At 72.6% G+C, this 17,303-nt stretch carries 16 protein-coding genes; 4 read left to right on the plus strand and 12 right to left on the minus strand.

The features are described from left to right. Window positions 1-3 precede the first annotated feature (3 nt). Both DN069_RS03385 and DN069_RS03390 read right to left on the minus strand, forming a co-directional pair. Complete coding sequence (locus tag DN069_RS03385) at window positions 4-1,272, minus strand: MFS transporter (protein ID WP_111499289.1); 1,269 nt, start codon at window positions 1,270-1,272, stop codon at window positions 4-6. Window positions 1,273-1,420: 148 nt separating this feature from the next. After that, on the minus strand, window positions 1,421-4,213 hold the full coding sequence (locus DN069_RS03390; RefSeq protein WP_111499290.1) for a SpoIIE family protein phosphatase/ATP-binding protein: 2,793 nt from the start codon (window positions 4,211-4,213) through the stop codon (window positions 1,421-1,423). Between the two features lie 236 nt (window positions 4,214-4,449). Between DN069_RS03390 and DN069_RS03395 the strand changes: the two genes are divergently transcribed. Next, window positions 4,450-4,710 (plus strand): hypothetical protein, encoded by a 261-nt coding sequence (locus DN069_RS03395; protein WP_111499291.1) that lies wholly within the window; start codon window positions 4,450-4,452, stop codon window positions 4,708-4,710. Window positions 4,711-4,746: 36 nt separating this feature from the next. Here the strand turns inward: DN069_RS03395 and DN069_RS03400 are convergent, their stop codons facing one another. Further along, window positions 4,747-5,433 carry a hypothetical protein gene (locus tag DN069_RS03400; RefSeq protein ID WP_111499292.1) on the minus strand — a complete coding sequence of 229 codons (687 nt, stop codon included), beginning with the start codon at window positions 5,431-5,433 and terminating at the stop codon, window positions 4,747-4,749. Between the two features lie 351 nt (window positions 5,434-5,784). Between DN069_RS03400 and DN069_RS03405 the strand changes: the two genes are divergently transcribed. After that, complete coding sequence (locus DN069_RS03405; protein ID WP_111499293.1) at window positions 5,785-8,079, plus strand: alkaline phosphatase family protein; 2,295 nt, start codon at window positions 5,785-5,787, stop codon at window positions 8,077-8,079. Window positions 8,080-8,141: 62 nt separating this feature from the next. Here DN069_RS03405 and DN069_RS03410 read toward each other — a convergent pair whose 3' ends face one another. After that, the gene (locus tag DN069_RS03410) at window positions 8,142-8,864 is read right to left on the minus strand and encodes a DUF6215 domain-containing protein (protein WP_111499294.1); all 723 of its coding nucleotides are present in this window, start codon (window positions 8,862-8,864) and stop codon (window positions 8,142-8,144) included. Between the two features lie 144 nt (window positions 8,865-9,008). Between DN069_RS03410 and DN069_RS03415 the strand changes: the two genes are divergently transcribed. After that, window positions 9,009-10,541 carry a UDP-N-acetylglucosamine 1-carboxyvinyltransferase gene (locus tag DN069_RS03415; RefSeq protein ID WP_111499339.1) on the plus strand — a complete coding sequence of 511 codons (1,533 nt, stop codon included), beginning with the start codon at window positions 9,009-9,011 and terminating at the stop codon, window positions 10,539-10,541. 15 nt (window positions 10,542-10,556) lie between these two features. Here the strand turns inward: DN069_RS03415 and DN069_RS03420 are convergent, their stop codons facing one another. From DN069_RS03420 to DN069_RS03455, 8 genes are all read right to left on the minus strand, one after another. Continuing rightward, entirely contained in the window at window positions 10,557-11,012 is a 456-nt protein-coding gene (locus DN069_RS03420) for a DUF5990 family protein (RefSeq protein WP_111499295.1), read from the minus strand. A 54-nt stretch (window positions 11,013-11,066) separates the two neighbouring features. Then, entirely contained in the window at window positions 11,067-11,693 is a 627-nt protein-coding gene (locus DN069_RS03425) for an alpha/beta hydrolase (protein ID WP_243638869.1), read from the minus strand. A gap of 130 nt (window positions 11,694-11,823) precedes the next feature. Continuing rightward, window positions 11,824-12,378: a Clp protease N-terminal domain-containing protein gene (locus tag DN069_RS03430; protein WP_111499296.1), complete on the minus strand. Its 555-nt coding sequence runs from the start codon at window positions 12,376-12,378 to the stop codon at window positions 11,824-11,826. A gap of 2 nt (window positions 12,379-12,380) precedes the next feature. Continuing rightward, a complete protein-coding gene (locus tag DN069_RS03435) occupies window positions 12,381-12,659 on the minus strand; it encodes a hypothetical protein (protein WP_243638870.1) in 279 nt (92 codons plus the stop codon). Window positions 12,660-12,750: 91 nt separating this feature from the next. Beyond that, a complete protein-coding gene (locus DN069_RS03440) occupies window positions 12,751-13,671 on the minus strand; it encodes an ABC transporter permease (RefSeq protein WP_111499297.1) in 921 nt (306 codons plus the stop codon). Next, window positions 13,631-14,530, minus strand: a complete 900-nt coding sequence (locus DN069_RS03445) for an ABC transporter ATP-binding protein (protein WP_111499298.1) — start codon at window positions 14,528-14,530, stop codon at window positions 13,631-13,633. Before DN069_RS03445 ends, DN069_RS03440 begins: the two co-directional genes overlap by 41 nt. Then, window positions 14,527-15,018: a MarR family winged helix-turn-helix transcriptional regulator gene (locus DN069_RS03450; RefSeq protein ID WP_243638871.1), complete on the minus strand. Its 492-nt coding sequence runs from the start codon at window positions 15,016-15,018 to the stop codon at window positions 14,527-14,529. Before DN069_RS03450 ends, DN069_RS03445 begins: the two co-directional genes overlap by 4 nt. 75 nt (window positions 15,019-15,093) lie before the next feature. Continuing rightward, window positions 15,094-15,738 carry a LysE family translocator gene (locus DN069_RS03455; RefSeq protein ID WP_111499342.1) on the minus strand — a complete coding sequence of 215 codons (645 nt, stop codon included), beginning with the start codon at window positions 15,736-15,738 and terminating at the stop codon, window positions 15,094-15,096. Between the two features lie 111 nt (window positions 15,739-15,849). Between DN069_RS03455 and DN069_RS03460 the strand changes: the two genes are divergently transcribed. Then, window positions 15,850-17,301, plus strand: a complete 1,452-nt coding sequence (locus DN069_RS03460; protein ID WP_111499300.1) for an aminotransferase-like domain-containing protein — start codon at window positions 15,850-15,852, stop codon at window positions 17,299-17,301. Window positions 17,302-17,303 lie beyond the last annotated feature (2 nt).

The following is a 17,303-nucleotide window of genomic DNA, read 5'->3' on the forward strand; positions in this document are numbered from 1 at the left end:
GGCTCAGCTGAGCACGCCGGGGTCCGCCGCCTGCGCGGGGGTGTGGCCCGCGCGGCGCTCGGTGGTCCAGTAGAGCAGGGCGAGGACCGGCAGGGCCGTGCCGAGGGCGGAGACCGCCCACCAGCCCTGGGCGTGGTAGACGACCGTGCCGAGCTGCGAGCCCAGCGCCCCTCCGGCGAAGAAGGTGGCGATGAAGACGCTGTTCAGCCGGGCTCGCGCGCCCGGGTCGAGCTGGTAGACGACGTGCTGACCGAGGATCAGCGTGGACTGGACGGCCACGTCGAGCAGGATCGCGGCGAGCGCCAGCAGCACGATGTGGTGCCCGCCGAGGCCGGCGACGAGGGCGCCGACCGCTCCGAGCAGGAGCGCGGCCCCGGTCAGGGGACGGCCCAGACCCCGGTCGGCCCAGCGCCCGACGGCCGGGGCCACGACCACGCCGGCGGCGCCCACCAGGGCGAAGACGCCGACCGCGGAGGCCGGGTAGCGGAAGGCCGGGCCGGTCAGCAGGAACGAGACCGTGGTCCAGAAGGCGCTGAACGTCCCGAAGAGCGCCGCCTGGTAGAGCCCGCGCCGGACCAGCGCGGGGTGGGTGCGCACCAGCCGGAGGGTGGACCGCAGCACGTGGTGGTAGGGCAGGTCGGTGGTCGGCGCGTGTGCGGGCAGGACCAGGCGCAGCACGAGGGCCAGGACCGCCATCAGCACGGCCGAGCCCAGGTACACCACCCGCCAGCCCGCCGCGTCCGCGACCAGGCTGCTGAGGGTGCGCGACAGCAGGATGCCTGTGAGCAGTCCGGCCATCACCCGCCCGACGATCCGGCCGCGGGCGTGGTCCGGGGCCAGGCTCGCGGCGAAGGGCACCAGGATCTGGGCGACGACGGAGGTCGCGCCGCTGACCAGGGAGGCGAGCACGAGCATCGGGAAGCCGGTCGCGGCGCCCGCGACGGCCATGGCGACGCTGGTCACCGCGAGCAGGACCGCGACCAGGCGGCGCTTCTCGAAGCGGTCCCCGAGCGGCACCAGAAACAGCATCCCCAGCACGTAGCCGATCTGGGTGACCGTCACCAGGGCGCCCGCGGTGGCCGTGCCGACGCCGAACACCGGCGCGAGCGTGGAGAGCAGCGGCTGCGCGTAGTAGAGGTTCGCGACGGACAGGCCGGTGGCGACGGCGAGCACCGCCACGAGCCAGCCGGGTATGCCGTGGCCGGAGCCGGGGGAGGGGTCGCCGTCCGGGGTCGGTCGGACGGTGGGCGTGGAGCCGGACGGGTGGGTCATGGCTGCCTTCCGAGGACGGTCGGTCTGCGGCCGGTTCGGCCGCATGCCCTCGTGAAAGCGCCGGGGGAGCTGATCCGCTTCCCGTCCTCCCGCGATGATCCCGGACAACAGTCATCTCCCGACGTGATGACCACCGGCCGCCGCCCGGTCACGGCAAGGGCTGCTCGGCCCAGATCACCTTTCCGCCGCCGCCGGTGTAGCGGGTGCCCCAGCGCTCCGAGAGCTGGGCGACCAGGAACAGGCCGCGCCCGCCCTCATCGGTGGTGGCCGCGTAGCGCAGATGCGGGGAGGTGCTGCTTCCGTCGGAGACCTCGACGGTGAGGACGCGGTCGTGCAGCAGGCGCACCCGGATCGGCCCGCTCCCGTAGCGGATCGCGTTGGTCGTGAGCTCGCTGATGATCAGTTCGGTGGTGAAGGCCAGCTCGTCCAGCCCCCAGGCCGCCAACTGCCCGGCCACGTCCGCCCGGGCCCGGGCCACCGCCGCCGGGTCGGCCGGGAGCTCCCAGAGAGCCACCCGGTCGGCCGGCAGCGCCCGGGTCCGGGCCACCAGCAGGGCCACGTCGTCGGTGGGGTTGGCGGGCAGCAGCGCGTCGAGCACCGCCTGGCAGGTCTCCTCCGGGCTGCGTCCGGGCCCGGCCAGGGCGGTGCGCAGCCCGTCCAGGCCGATGTCGATGTCCCTGGTGCGGTCCTCGACCAGTCCGTCGGTGTAGAGCACCAGCCGGCTGTCCTCGGGCAGTTCCAGCTCCACCGTCTCGAAGGGCAGGCCGACCAGCCCGAGCGGAGGCCCGGCGGGCAGGTCGAGGAACTCGACCGAGCCGTCGGGGCGTACCAGCGCCGGCGGCAGGTGTCCTGCCCGGGCCATGCTGCAGCGCCGCGAGACCGGGTCGTAGATCGCGTACAGGCAGGTCGCGCCGGTGATGGAGGTCTCGCCGTCGGTGGTGGCCCGGTCCTGGTCGATCTGGTTGACCAGCACGTCGAGATGGCCGAGCAGTTCGTCCGGCGGCAGGTCCAGGCTGGAGAAGTTGTGCACCGCCGTGCGCAGGCGGCCCATCGTGGCCGCGGCGTGCAGACCGTGGCCGACCACGTCGCCGACGACCAGGGCGACCCGGGCGCCGGGCAGCGGGATGACGTCGAACCAGTCGCCGCCGACGCCCGCGTGCGCGGGCAGGTAGCGGTAGGCCACGTCCAGCGCGCTCTGCTCGGGCAGCCCGCCGGGGAGCAGGCTGTGCTGCAGGGTCACCGCCATGCGGTGCTCGCGGGTGAAGCGCCGGGCGTTGTCGATGGACACCGCGGCGCGGGCGGCCAGCTCCTCGGCGACCGAGAGGTCGTCGTGGTCGAACGGCTCGTGCTGCTCGGAGCGGTAGAAGTGCGCCACACCGAGGAGCACGCCGCGGGCCAGCAGCGGGACGGTGATCAGGGAGTGGATGCCCTGCGCGACGAGCCGGTTCGCCAGCCCCGGATCGGTCTGCTGCCAGGTGGACTTCGGGTCGGACAGGTCCGCCTCCAGGACCGGGCGTCCCTCGAGGGCCTGGGCGGGCGGCGTTCCCGGCGTCACGGAGATCGACCTGCCGACCGGGTAGAGCGGAGTGTCCGCGTGGGTGCTGTGCAGCGCCGCCCGGCGCAGGTCCACCATCCGGCCCGGGACCGGCTCGTCGCCGTGCAGCAGCGGTTCCGCCAGGTCGACGCTGGCGAAGTCGGCGAACCTCGGGACGACGGCCTCCGTCAACTCCTCGGCGGTGCGGGTGATGTCCAGCGTGGTGCCGATGGCGGCGCTGGCCTCGTAGAGCAGCGTGAGGCGCTTGCGGGCCTGGTCGGCCTTGCCGGACAGCGCGCGCAGCTCGGTGGAGTCGCGCAGCGTGGCGACGATGCCGGGCGGCCCGCCATGGCGGTCGGTGGTGCGGATGTTGACCGCGAGCAGCCGGTCCCCGGCGCTGACCACCTCGTCGGTGACGGTGTGTCCGGAGGTGAGCAGGTCGGTCAGCCGGTGGTCCAGGCCCAGCTCGGTGACGGACCGGCCGTCAACCTGGCCGAGCGGAAGGTCGAGCAGGCGGCAGGCCTCGTCGTTGGCGAGCAGCACGCGGCGGTCGTCCCCGACGATGAGCACGCCCTCGCGCACGGAGTGCAGCACCGCGTCGTGGTGCTCGTAGACGCGCGTCATCTCGGCCGGACCGAGGCCGTGGGTCTGGCGCCGGAGCCGGCGCACCACCAGCCAGGTGCCGGCGCTGGCGAGGCCCAGCGCCAGGGCGGCGCCCAGCAGGACGACCGGCAGCTGCCGTTGCGAGGTGCTGCTGATCTTCTTGAGCGTGATGCCCGCGGAGACCGCGCCGATCACCTTGTGGGTGCTGTCGAAGACCGGCACGATCGCCTGCACCAGCGGGCCGATGGTGCCGTTGACGGTCTCGGTGACCGTCTGCCCGGCCAGCGCCGGGCCGATGTCGCCGACGAACTTCTTGCCGATCCGGTTGACGATGGGGTGGGTGTAGCGGATCCCGTGGTCGTCGGTGACCACGACGAAGTCGACCCCGGTCGCCAGGCGCACGGCCTCGGCGCGAGGCTGGAGCAGCGCGGTCGGGTGCCGCGACTCCATCGCGGCGACGATTCCGGGTGAGTCGGCGAAGGTCTGGGCCACCGCGAGGGAACGGTTGCGGGCCTCCGTCGTGGTGTCGCGCTGGGCCTGGACGAAGACGTCGATGCCCGCGGCGACCACCAGCACCAGAATGATCACGAGCTGCAGGACGAAGACCTGTCCGGCGACGCTGCGCATGCCCAGACGGCGCATACCCGCGACGGTCCGACGGCGCGACTCGGGTCGAGACCGCCGATGCGTGCGCCCGGCGCTCTCCTCTTCCCGCCCCGGGCGCGGGCGAGCCCGGTCCGTCGGGTTCCCATCCGTGCGGCCGGAGCCCGTGGGGGCCTGGGATCGGCCCCAGAACCGGGCCATATGCCTATCAAACACTGCCCGCATCCTGGAGGCCAACCGGTCGGCGGGTCAAGACCCTGGTCGTGGTCGGTCCGCCTGGTCGTCTGGATGCTCGACCCGCGTGGTCGGCCCGCGCCGTCGATCTGGGGGCGCAGGCACCCGCGCAGGGCGCCGGTCCGTGCGCTGGTGTGCACACCTCCGAGAGCCGGTCGCGCGCCCGTGGCGAGCGGGCGCACCGGAGGCAGACCATTCACCGCATGACGACCCAGCTGGGAGACGACGCGCACTACGTGGACACCACCGCCCGGCTCTTCGGCTGGCTGGTCGACTGGCAGGAGAGCGGGCGGCTGCTGTTACGGCGCGGCGAGTGGGTCGCCCAGGTGCACTTCTCGGCGAGCAGGGCCTTCGTGCGGAGCCTGGTCCACGGGCCCGCGCGCGAATCGCGGGAGCTCGGCCTCACCGAGACGATCAAGCTGTTGGAACGCGAGGGCTTCCCCGTCCCACGGCTCGGGTCCTGACCGGCCGCCAGGTGACCACCGCCACGTGACCACCGGTCACCGAGCTCGGCGGGCGCTCGACGCCTTGTGCCGCTCCGTGGGCCGCCACTGCTGGGCCGCCACCATGCCGGCCAGCGCGCAGGCGCCGGTGAGGACGAAGGCGAGCGACATCCCCCAGCTGGGCAGCCAGGCCACCAGCAGGTAGAGGATCACGACCGCGCCCACGCTGACGCGTCGCGCCAGGGCGAGCCGGGTGAGGGGTGGGAACGCGGGAGCGGAGCGGCGGCGGGGGCCGCGGCCGAGGAGCGTCAGCACCAGGACGAAGACCACGACGGGCCCGGACAGCAGCAGACGCCCGTAGCGGGCGCGCGGGCTGTAGCCGTCGGTCCAGCCGAAGCGGTTCCCGCTGCTGAGCGCTATCACCAAGCCCTGCCGCAGCGTCGCCGTGACGGGCTGGGGCGGATGCGGGGCGAGGTGCAGGTACTCGGTCGGGGTGAAGTGGAGGTACCGGACCCCACCGGGCAGTCCGGACATCGTGACCGTGTAGCCCGGTGTGGTGACGGACGTCTGGCGCAAGCGGGGGACGGGGCCGACCACCTTCTCGATCCGGGCCGGCACGCGCTGCAGGCAGACCGCGGCGGGCGCGGGGCGCGGCGGACAGGGTGGTGCGTCCAGCGGGCCGCGCGTCTCCTGCAGCAGCACGACGACCCAGTAGGCCACGAGCCCCGCCGCGAACAGCGCCACCGTCGCACTCCACACCCATACGGGCCGTGCCCGCCGCTGCCGCATGAGAGCCCCCCGTCGGCCTTCGTGCTGACTGCTCGTCAGGATGGCACCGGGGCCGGGCGTCGTCGAGGGAGTGGATGTCGCAGTTCGGCGACAGACGTCCCGCGCGTTCGCCTGGCGGATACCGACTGTGCAACCGGCGGACCTGTTCCGGCTCATCCGCAGGGGACACAATCGAGTGCTCGCCATTGGGCTAGCCCAATGGCGGCGCTGTCATGCGCACCCCCCTACGTCAGAAGGACGTCCGCGATGAGACGACTCGCCCCGCCGTCGCCCGCCCCCGCACGACGCGCAGCCAGGCCGCGCCCCGTGACCGTCGCCGCTGCCGCGCTGACCGCGCTGGCCGCCGTGCTCGGGCCGGCGCTCACCGGTTCGGCCCAGACCGCGCAGGCCGCCACCCAGAGCGGGAACCTGCTGCTCAACGGTGGCGCCGAGACCTCGCAGTGCAGTCCCGGCGGCTGGGAGGAGACCACCGTCCCGGGGTGGGACATCACCTCCGGCGACCCGGTGATCAACTGCTACGGCGTGCCGACCGGCGCCTCCACCAGCACGCCCGGCTCGCCGACCAAGGGCACCGCCTACTTCCAGGGCGGCTCCCGCGGCTCCTCCGAGATGACGCAGGTCACCGACGTCTCCTCGGCCGCCAGCGCGATCGACGCGGGCGGCGTGCACGCCACCGTCTCCGGCTGGCTCGGCGGCGTCGGCTCCTACAACGACGCGGCCGCCGTCACCATCACCTACCGCAACGCCTCCGGCGCCTCGCTCGGCACGTCCACGATCGGCCCGGTGCTGGCCACCGACCGCAACAACACCACCGAGTTCGTCCAGCGCAGCACCACCGGCGCGGTGCCGACGGGCACCCGCTCCATCCTCACCACGGTCGACTTCACCATGACCGGCACCCAGAACGACGGCATGGCCGACGACCTGTCGCTGACCCTGGACACCCCGATCACCGCACCGACACTGACCGTCCCGGCGTCCAGCGTGCCCGGGTACGACCACGTGTTCTTCGTGATGATGGAGAACAACAACTACTCCGCCTCCTCCAACACCAAGGACGGCGGCGCCGGCGTCATCGGCAACTCCAGCGCGCCCTACATCAACAACACCCTGGTGCCGATGGGTTCGCTGCTGACGAACTACCACGCCAACACGCACAACTCGGACCCGAACTACGAGGCGATCGCCTTCGGCAACTCCTACGGCCGCAGCGCCAACGCGGTCGGCGGCAACAACTCCAACTGCATCACCAGCACCGCCTGCACGGCGACCAACAACGGCCTGGGCGACAACCTGGACGCGGCCGGCAAGAGCTGGAAGGAGTACATCCAGTCGCAGACAGGCAACTGCGAGACCACCAGCAGCGGCAACTACGAGAACGACGACGCGCCGTTCTACTACGCCGCGAAGATGAAGAACGACAACGCCTACTGCCAGGCCCACTGGCAGCCGCTGCCGCAGCTGCTGAACACCGACCTGGCCTCCGCGGCTACCACGCCCGCGTTCGTCTGGGCCGACGCCGACTCCTGCAACGACATGGAGGGCTGCGGCATCGCGGCCGGGGACACCTGGCTGTCGCAGACGCTGCCCACCCTCTTCAACTCCCCGGCGTGGAAGCAGCAGAAGTCGCTGCTGATCGTCTCCTGGGACGAGGACGGCGCCAACTCGCCCGGCGGCTTCGGCCCCGGCCAGACCAACCAGGTCGCGACCATCGTCGTCGGCTCCCAGGGCACGGTGAAGGCCGGCTACCAGGACGCCAACCGGTACGACCACTACAGCACCGCCCGCGTCATCGACAGCGCCCTCGGCCTGCCGGCCATGACCAACAACGACAAGTGGGCCTCGCCGTACAACGAGGTCTTCACAGCCGGTCAGAGCACCGGCAACACGGTGACGGTGACCAACCCGGGAACGCAGACCTCGACCGCCGGTACCGCCGCCTCGTTGCAGTTGCAGGGCAGTGACTCGGCCTCGGGTCAGACGTTGAGCTGGAGCGCGACCGGCCTGCCGGCCGGGCTGTCGCTCAACTCCTCGACCGGGGCGGTCTCCGGGACGCCGACCACGGCCGGTACCTCGCAGGTCACGGTGACCGCCACGGACGGCACCGGAGCGTCCGGCAGCGCCAGCTTCAGCTGGACGGTCAACCCGCAGGCGGGCGGTGGCGGCGGTGTCACCAACGGCGGCTTCGAGTCCGGTGACTTCACCGGCTGGACCACCACCGGCACCACCAGCGTGGTCAACTCCGGTGCGCACTCCGGCAGCTACGCCGCGCAGCTGGGCGCGCAGACCGCGACCACCGGCGACTCGACGGCCGCGCAGACCTTCACCGCACCGAGCGGCACCTCGCAGCTGTCCTTCTGGTACGACAACGTCTGCCCCGACACGGTGCAGTACGACTGGGCGACCGCAACGCTGAAGGACAACACCGCCGGTACCACGCAGACCGTCCTGGCGAACACCTGTGTGTCCAACTCCGGGTGGACGCAGCTGACCAACGCCGTCACGGCCGGGCACAGCTACACGCTGACGCTCGTCAGCCACGACGACAACTACCCCGGCGACCCGACGTACACCCTCTACGACGACGTGACCGTCTCCTAACGGCGCTGACGTAGCGTCACCACGCCATGGGCGGTGGCCTCCTGGAGGCCACCGCCCGTCGGCTACGAACCGGCGGCCCAGCCCGGCGCCGCGGGCAGCACCTTCTCGGCGATCCGCAGCAGCGCCGCCGTGTCCGGCGTCCCGCCGTCCTGACGCCAGACGGCGAGCTCGAACGAACTGCCGTCCCGCTTGCCCGTCTTCGCGACGACCAGGTGGCGGGCGATCCCGCCGGGCCCGGAACCGCCGCCGGACTGGCCGCCGGTGAAACTGATCTCGATGGTGTGGTCGGAGTAGCTCGCCGCCGGATGTCCCAGCACGGTGGTCGGCTCGGCGGAGAGCGTGAGGCCGACGAGGTCAGTGACAGAGATGCCCTGATGGTCGATCAGCTGCACGTTGTAGGACCCGAGCTGGACCTCGGCCGCCGCCTCGGTCTGCTTCGTGCCGTCGGCTCCGGTGAAGGTGCTGCCGGCCGAGTGGGCGAGTGAGACGTGCTCGCCGGGCACCCCGAGCAGCGTCGGCAGATCCGCGCGGTTCAGCGCCGCGCACAACGCGGGGTACTCCGCCCCGTCCTCCGCCTTCGGCGGTTCGCACACGGCCGGCTTGCCCGCCTCCGCCGATCCGTCCGGCGTCTTGCGGAAGGTCCCCAGCCCCCACATCGCCCCGATCGCGATCGCGACCAGACCGATCGCGGCCGCGATCTGGAGTCCGACGTTTATCCTCCCCAGTTCGGGTACACGCGTCTCCGGCTCGCTGGTTTCCGGCCCGCCCGTTTCGCCGCCGCCCATGCCCCATCCCCCGTTCACATTTTCTGCACATCATGCAAGCCGGGTGATCTTAGACCAGGTCAGCTTCCGTCCGCTCGGGGGTTGTCGCTCTGATGGAGGAAGCCGCCGTGCTCGACATCTCAGATCTGAGATAGTGTGACGCGCGTGACTGAAGATTACCTCGTGCGCATCGGCAAGCTCATCCGCACCGCTCGGCAGCACAAGGGCCTGACCCAGGCCGAACTGGCGGAGGCGCTGACCACCAGTCAGAGCGCCGTGAACCGGATGGAGCGAGGTCAGCAGAATCTCAGCCTTGAGATGATTGCCCGAATCGGCGAGGCCCTCGACAGCGAGCTCGTCTCCCTCGGCTACGCCGGTCCGATGCACCTGCGCGTCAGCGGCGGACGACGGCTCACCGGCGCCATCGAGGTCCGCAGCAGCAAGAACGCGGGCGTGGCCCTGTTGTGCGCGTCGCTGCTCACCACCGGCCGCACGACGCTGCGCCAGGTGGCCCGCATCGAGGAGATCTACCGCATCCTCGAGGTGCTGACCAGCATCGGCGTCAAGGCCCGCTGGATCAACAACGGCCAGGACCTCGAGCTCACCCCGCCGGCGCGGCTCGACCTCGGCGCCATGGACGCCGACGCCGCGCGGCGCACGCGCAGCGCGCTGATGCTGCTCGGCCCGCTGATGCACCTCGAGCCGCACTTCAAGCTCCCCTACGCGGGCGGCTGCGACCTCGGCACCCGCACCGTCGGCCCGCACCTGGCCGCGCTGCGCCAGTTCGGCCTGCGGGTCAACGCGACCGACGGCCACTACCACGCCGACGTCGAGCCGGGCGTCGCCCCCGCCCGCGCCATCGTGCTGACCGAGCGCGGCGACACCGTCACCGAGAACGTGCTGCTCGCCGCCGCGCGCCACCCCGGCGTCACCGTCATCCGCAACGCCAGCCCGAACTACATGGTCCAGGACCTCTGCTTCTACCTGGAGCGGCTCGGCGTCAAGGTCGAGGGCATCGGCACCACGACGCTGACGGTCCACGGCGTCGAGAAGATCGACTGCGACGTCGACTACGCCCCCGCGGAGGACCCGGTCGAGGCGATGAGCCTGCTGGCCGCCGCCGTCGTCACCTCCTCCGAGCTGACGATCCGGCGGGTGCCGATCGAGTTCCTGGAGATCGAGCTCTCGGTGCTCGAGGAGATGGGCCTCGACTACGACCGCAGCGAGGAGTACCTGGCCCGCAACGGCCGCACCCGCCTCACCGACCTGACGGTCCGCCCGTCCAAGCTGACCGCCCCCGCCGACAAGATCCACCCGATGCCGTTCCCCGGCATCAACATCGACAACGTGCCGTTCTTCGCCGTGATCGCCGCGGCCGCGCACGGTGACACGCTGATCCACGACTGGGTCTACGACAACCGCGCCATCTACCTCACCGAGCTCAACCGCCTCGGCGCCAACGTCAAACTCCTCGACCCCCACCGCGTCCTGGTCCAGGGCCCGACCACGCGCTGGCGCGCCGCCGAGATGATGTGCCCCCCGGCGCTGCGCCCGGCCGTGGTCGTGCTGCTGGCGATGCTCGCCGCGGAGGGCACCTCGGTGCTGCGCAACGTCTACGTCATCAACCGCGGCTACGAGGACCTCGCCGAGCGCCTCAACTCGATCGGCGCCCGGATCGAGACCTTCCGCGACATCTGAGCAGCCTCGGCGGGTTCAGGACGGTTCGGCCGCGCTCCATTCGACCGCCGGGGGCACCACCCGACCGCACACCGGGTTGCCCTTGGCGTCGGTGAGCGCGAGCCGCGCCACCAACGCGCCGCGCCGCCGCGCCTCGTCGAGCACCCCCGGCGGAACCTCGGCCAGCATCAGCTTCGCCCTGCGGAACATCCGGGCCGTCTCCTCGTCCGGCCGCCGCCCGAGCCAGGAGAGGTAGACGAACCGCCCGCCCAAGCGGTTCTGCACGTAGGGGCCGCGCAGTTCGCCGGCGTCGGTGACGGTGCAGTCGAACGCCCAACGGGCGTCGGCGGCGTCCCCGGGCTGGGGGTCGAGCAGCTCGGCGGGCCGGTCCTTGCGCTGCACGGCCACCTCGATCGCGCTCGCCCCGGGGAAGTCCGGTCCGGCGTGGCAGGTGCGGCCCGGCAGCGTGTTGGCCTCGATGCGCAATTGCATGCTGCCAGTGTGGGCGAGACGGGGGAGCGGTCGCCAGGGCTGTGGGTCCGGGCGTCAGTCCGCCCACAGGGGGAGGCGCAGGTCGAGGCCCTCGATGCCCGCGCCGCTGCGGGCGAGGGACTTGGCGACCGGGTCCGGGAACGGCCAGCCGCCGAGGAGTGCGCCGGTCAGCAGTGTGGTGAGGCGGTGCCAGGTCACCGCCCGCCGCACCATCGCGTGGTCGCTCCGCGGGATCACGCAGCGGGCCACCTGGGCGCCGGCCACCCGCGCCCGCGCGGCGAAGTCGAGGGACTCGGCGGCCGGGGTCACCCGGTCGTGGTCGGAGTGGACGATCAGCAGGCGGTGGTCGGCGAGCTGCGCCACCGCCTCGCCCGGTGGGCACCAGGGCGCGAGCGCGACGACCCCGGCCACGGACGCGTGCCCGCCGATCCGCAGGGCCGCGCGCCCGCCCATGGAGTGCCCGAGCAGCACGATCGGCGTGCCGGGCCCGACCTGTGCGACCAGCTCCGTGAGCGCCTCCTCGGCGTCGACGGCCGCGTCCGCGCGCTCCCCGTTCCACCCCTGGCAGCGGTAGGCGACCTCGGCCACGCCCAGGCCGTCCCCGAGCGGCGACCGCCGCAACGCCCGCTCGAACGGCCGCAACCGCTGCAGGGGCGGGTTGACCCGCGACGGGGGATTCACTCCGTGCTCCTCCCCGCCGTGCATCACGAGCACGACGCCTGCGGCGGGCGAGGCAGGACGGTGTCGCCAGACGAGCGAGGACACGAGGCGGCTCCCTAGGTTGGGTGGGTAGAGCCTACGTGCCCCGCCGTCAGTCCTCGGCGAGCCGGGCCAGGACCGCCGGGCGCAGCGCTGCCACGTCGACGTCGAGGGCCATCAGGACCGCCTGGGCCGTGGTGTGTTCGGCGTCGTCGCCGCCCGCGGCGAGGAGGCCCAGCAGCATGTGCTCCGTGCCGAACCGCTCGTGTCCGAGCGCCTTTGCCTCGCGCAGCGTCTGTTCCAGCGCGAGCTTGGCGAGCGGGGTGTAGGCGGGGCGGGGGAACTGGAACGCGCCCTCGCCGAAGTTCGCGTCGGCGCGGCGCTTGATCTCGGCGACATCGATGCCGATCGACGCCAGCGCGTCGGTCGCCGGCTTGCCGCCGGTCGCGGGGACGCCCGCCTCGGTCAGCAGACGGACCGTCACCTCGCGGGCGCGGCCCAGCTCGACGCCGTGCGCGGCGAGGACGGAGCCCGCCGTGCTCTCGGGGTCGGCCGCCAGGCCGAGCAGCAGGTGTTCCGTGCCCATGAAGTCGTGGCCGAGGGCGATGGCCTCGTCCTGACCGGCGACGATGGACCGCTTGGCGCGATCGGTGAAGTATTCGAACATCCTCAGCTCTCCTTGCCCGTGGCCTTGCGCCTGCTCGCATGCTTCTCGTGGACCGACTGTCGGCTGACCTGTAGCGCCGTCGCGACGCTCTGCCAGGTCCAGCCCTGGTCGCGTGCGTTGTCGACGTGCAGGCGTTCCAACTCCTCCAGCAGCCGGCGCAGCGCGACGACAGCGCTGAGCCCGACAGCCGGGTCCCTGGCCGTGACCTGGCTCAGCAGGTCGGCGGCCGCTCCCTTGTCGGTGGACGCGTCCGAGGACGCGGATTCCTCAGGAACTCCCATGGCTGTCAGGGTAGCCTGACAAGCACGGCGCGTGTCAAGGAAACCTGACACGCGCCGTGCGGGCGAGCAGCGAGAGCGGGGGAGGGGAGAGCTACTTGGCCAGGCGGCCCAGCAGCAGCGAGGCGGCCGTCACGCCGAGAGTCGCGGCGACGGCGAGGACGCCGAAGTCCAGGCCCAGGTGGGCGTGGATGCCGAGCAGCAGGCCGCGCAGCGCGTCGACCTCGTAGCTGAGCGGATTGGCCTTGCTGACCGCCTGCAGCCAACCCGGCATCACGTCGACGGGGTAGAGCGCGTTGGAGCCGAAGAAGAGCGGCATGGTGATGGCCTGGCCGATGCCCATCAGCCGGTCGCGGGTCAGCACGATGCCCGCGATCGACATCGACAGGCAGGAGAAGAACGCCGAGCCCAGCACCACGACGACGGCCACGCCGAACAGGCGCAGCGGGTTCCAGGTCAGCGAGACGCCCAGCAGCGCCGCGATGACGACCACGACGAGGGCCTGGATCACCGACTTCACCCCGGCCGCGAAGGCCTTCCCGGTGACGAGGGCGGCCCGTGGCGTCGGGGTGACCAGCAGTTTGGTCAGCACGCCCGAGTCACGTTCCCAGATGATCATGATGCCGTAGAAGATGGCGATGAACATCGCGGACTGGGCGATGATGCCGGGCGCGAGGTAGTCGAGGTACGGGATCCCGCCGGTGGGGATGGCGCGTATCCGGGTGAAGGTCTCACCGAAGATCAGCAGCCAGAGGGCGGGCTGGACGGCGCGGGTGTAGAGCTCGGTGCGGTCGTGGCGCAGCTTCTGCAGCTCCACCGTGCACATCGCGCCGGCGCGGGCCAGCACGAGCCGCCAGGAGCTTCGCGGGGGCGGGGGCTTGAGCAGTAGGCGCAGCTCCACCGGGCGGGGGGCGGCCGCCAGTGTCGCGGTCCCGGTGGCGTTGCCGGGACCGGCGCCGGTGGCGGCCGCGGCCTCAGCGGAGACGGGCAGCGGTGGAACGGGTGCGGCGGACATCGCGGAAATCCCCTCCCTCATCGGGTCGGTCGGCGCCGGCGAGACCCGCGCCGGCATGGTGGCGGAAGACGTCCTCGAGGCTGACCCGCTCCGGGTCGGCCCCGAGCTGTGCGGCCAGTTCGGCGCGCAGCTCGCTCGGCGCGCCGACGGCCCGGATCCGGCCGCGGTGCATGAGGGCGACGCGGCGGCAGTGCTCGTCGGCCTCGTCCATGTAGTGGGTGGTGACCAGCACCGTCATGCCGGTGCCGGCGCGGACCTGGGCGATGCAGTCCCAGACCCCGGCGCGGGCCAGCGGGTCCAGGCCGATCGTCGGCTCGTCGAGGATCAGCAGGCGCGGCGCGCTCACCAGGGCCTGCGCCAGCTCCAACCGGCGCACCATGCCGCCGGAGTAGGTACCGGCCAACCGCCCGGCGGCGTCGGTCAGGTCGACGGCCGTCAGTGCCTCGTCCACGCGGGCCCGCCGTTCGGAGCGCGGCACGTCGAAGACGCGGGCGAACAGCTCGACGTTCTCACGGCCCGTCAGACCGCTGTCAGCGGAGAGCTGTTGGGGGACGTAGCCGAGCAGGCGGCGTACCTGCATGCGCTTGCGCGCGCAGTCCAGGCCGAAGACGGTGATCTTTCCGGCCGGGACGGGGAGCAGCGTGGTGATCGCGCGGATCGCCGTGGTCTTGCCCGCGCCGTTCGGACCCAGCAGGCCGAAGACCTCCCCTTGGGCGACCTCCAGGTCGAGCCCGTCGACGGCCTTGGTGGCGCCGAAGGAGTAGCTCAGATCGGTGCAGCGCAGGGCGGGTTCGTCCGCGGGTTCGCCTGCGGTGGCGGCCTCGGTGCGGGCGTCGCCCGCGGCGGGTGCGGTGGTCATGGGGTGGCCTCCTCGCGCAGTCCTTCGGCCCCGCGCGGTGCCTCGGCGCGCAGTCCTTCGGCCAGGCGGCGCAGCGCGGGGAGCGCGGCGGCGAGGGCCTGGTGGTCGGCGTCGTCGAGTCGTTCGAGCTGGTCGGCGAGGAGCGCGCTGCGGCGCGCGTCCCAGTCGGCGAGGCGGGCCACGGCCTCCGGCTCGGCGTGCAGACGGGCGGCGCGTCCGTCGTCCGGGTCCGTCTCGCGGCGCAGCAGGCCCGCCTTGGTGAGCTGGTTGACCAGCGTGGAGACGGAGTTGTCGGCGAGGAACAGTTCCTGCGCCGCCTCGGAGACGCGCAGTCCCGGCTGGGCCGCGACCAGGCGCAGCAGCTCGATCTGCGCCCCGCGCAGCCGCGGCAGGGTGAGCCCGGACCGCAGCCGCCGGCGCACCAGCCGCTGGATCGCGGGCAGCAACTCCGCGAGTTCGGCAGAGGGATCGGGGTTGTCGGTGTTCACTCCTCCATTACCTCTCAGTGAGAGGTAATAGTCCAGAGGCCCTGGCCTGGGAGATTGCTGTGAGGGGCGGGAGGCTCAGGCCGCCACGGCCTTGGCGCGGTCCGCGGCGATGTGCAGCGCGAGGCCGGCGAGGACCGTGCCCATCACGTAGCGCTGGACCTTGAGCCAGGACGGGCGCCGGGAGAAGAAGGCCGCGATCGTGCCCGCGCCGAGTGCGATCAGGGCGTTGACCGTCACCGAGATGGTGACCTGGGTGAGGCCCAGCAACAGCGTCTGCTCGGCGACGTGGCCGCGCGCGGGGTCCACGAACTGGGGGAGCAGGGAGATGTAGAGGATCGCCAGCTTTGGATTGAGCAGGCAGGTCAGCAGGCCCATGGTGTAGAGCCGACGCGGCGAGTCCGGCGGCAGCGGCTGCGGCGCGAAGACCGCGGTGCCGCCCGGCTTGACGGCCTTCCAGGCCAGCCAGAGCAGGTAGGCGGCGCCGGCCAGCTTGATCGCCGTGTAGAGCACGGGCACGAGCGAGAAGACCGTCACGATGCCGGCCGTCACCGCGACGAGGTAGCAGAGGAACCCGGTCGCCACGCCCGCGAGGGAGACCAGTCCGGCGCGGCGGCCTTGGACGATCGTCCGGGAGACCAGGTAGATCATGTTCGGCCCGGGGGTGAGCACCATGCCCAAACCGACGGCGGCCAGACCGAGTTCTGCGTGCAGGCTGATCAGTTCCATGGTTCAGAGGCTAGGGTGGCCGCAGGCTCGGTGCAATACTGATATTACCCTCGGTGCAATCCTGGACCATTGCGTCGAGCGGAGCGTGGAGGGAAGGGGAGATCCGTGGACGACTACCGCCTGCTGGCCGACGAGATCGCGGACGCCGTCGCGGCGGGCCGGCTGCGACCGGGCGAACGCCTGCCCACGCAGCGCGCGTTCGCGCGTCGGCGCGGGATCGCGGCCTCCACGGCCGGTCGCGTCTACGCGGAGCTGGTCCGGCGCGGCGTGGTCGTCGGCGAGGTCGGCCGCGGCACGTTCGTGCGCGCCACGGCCGGGCTGCCCGGAGCGGGGTTGCCGCTGACCGAACCCTCGCGGGCGCGGGTCGACCTGGAGCTCAACTACCCCGTCGTGCCCGAGCAGTCGGCACTGCTGGCCGCCGGGCTCGCCCCGATGCTGCGTCCGGACGCGCTCGACCTCGCGCTGCGACCGAGCCGCGCCGAGGGCACACCCGCGGCGCGCGCGGCCTTCACCGCGCTGATCGCGGCGGAGGCCGCCGGCGCGGAGCGCGGCAGTGCGGGGCAGGTCGGTGCGGGGCGGGCCACTCCGGTGCAGGGCCGAGCGGTGCCCGGCGATGCGGCCCAAGGAAGCGCGGCGCCGGGCGGTTGGGCGCCGGAGCCGGAGGCGTTGGTGTTCGCCGGCAGCGGCCGGCAGGCGATCTCCGCCGTCCTGGCCGCCCTCGTTCCGCCCGGACAGCGGCTCGGCGTCGAGGAGTTGACCTATCCCGTGGTCAAGGCCATCGCCCAGCGCCTCGGCATCGTCCTGGTCCCGATCGCCATGGATGACGACGGCCTCGACCCGGAAGCCCTCGCCGCCGCGCACCGCAGCGCGCCGCTGCGCGCCGTCTACCTCCAGCCGCGCGTCCACAACCCGCTCGGGACCACCATGCCGGCCGCCCGTCGCGAGGAGCTCGTCGAGGTGCTGTGGCGGCTCGACCTCACCGCCGTCGAGGACGCGATCTGGGCCTTCCTGCGTCCGGACGTCGCCCCGCTGGCCGCGCTCGCGCCGGAGCGGATCGTGCTGGTCGACAGCCTCTCCAAGCGGCTCGCCCCCGGTCTCAGCACCGGCTTCGCCGTCGTGCCGGAGGCGCTGCGCGAGCCCGTCACCGCCTCGTTGCGGGCCGGGAGTTGGCTTCCGGGCGGCTTCGCCCTGGAGGCGGCCGTGCGCTGGATCGGCGACGGCACGGTGGCGACCGTCGGCGCGGCCAAGCGCGCGGATGCGACGGCCCGTCAGGAGCTGGCGCGGAAAGCACTGCAGGGCGCCTCGCTGCGGAGCGACCCGGGCTCGTACTACTGCTGGTGGGAACTGCCCGCCGGATGGCACGCCGAGACCTTCGTCGCCGCCGCGGCCCGCGCGGGCATCGGTCTCACCCCGGCGGCGGCCTACGCCGTGGGCACGCGCGTCCCGCCCACCGCCGTCCGGCTCGGCCTCGCGTCCCCGCCGCTCCCCGTCCTGGCGGACACCCTGGACACCCTCGCCCGCCTGGCGCGCAGCACTCCGGAGGAGCAAGTGGCGTGACG

The organism is Streptacidiphilus pinicola (assembly GCF_003258295.1).
Taxonomy (GTDB): Bacteria; Actinomycetota; Actinomycetes; order Streptomycetales; family Streptomycetaceae; genus Streptacidiphilus; species Streptacidiphilus pinicola.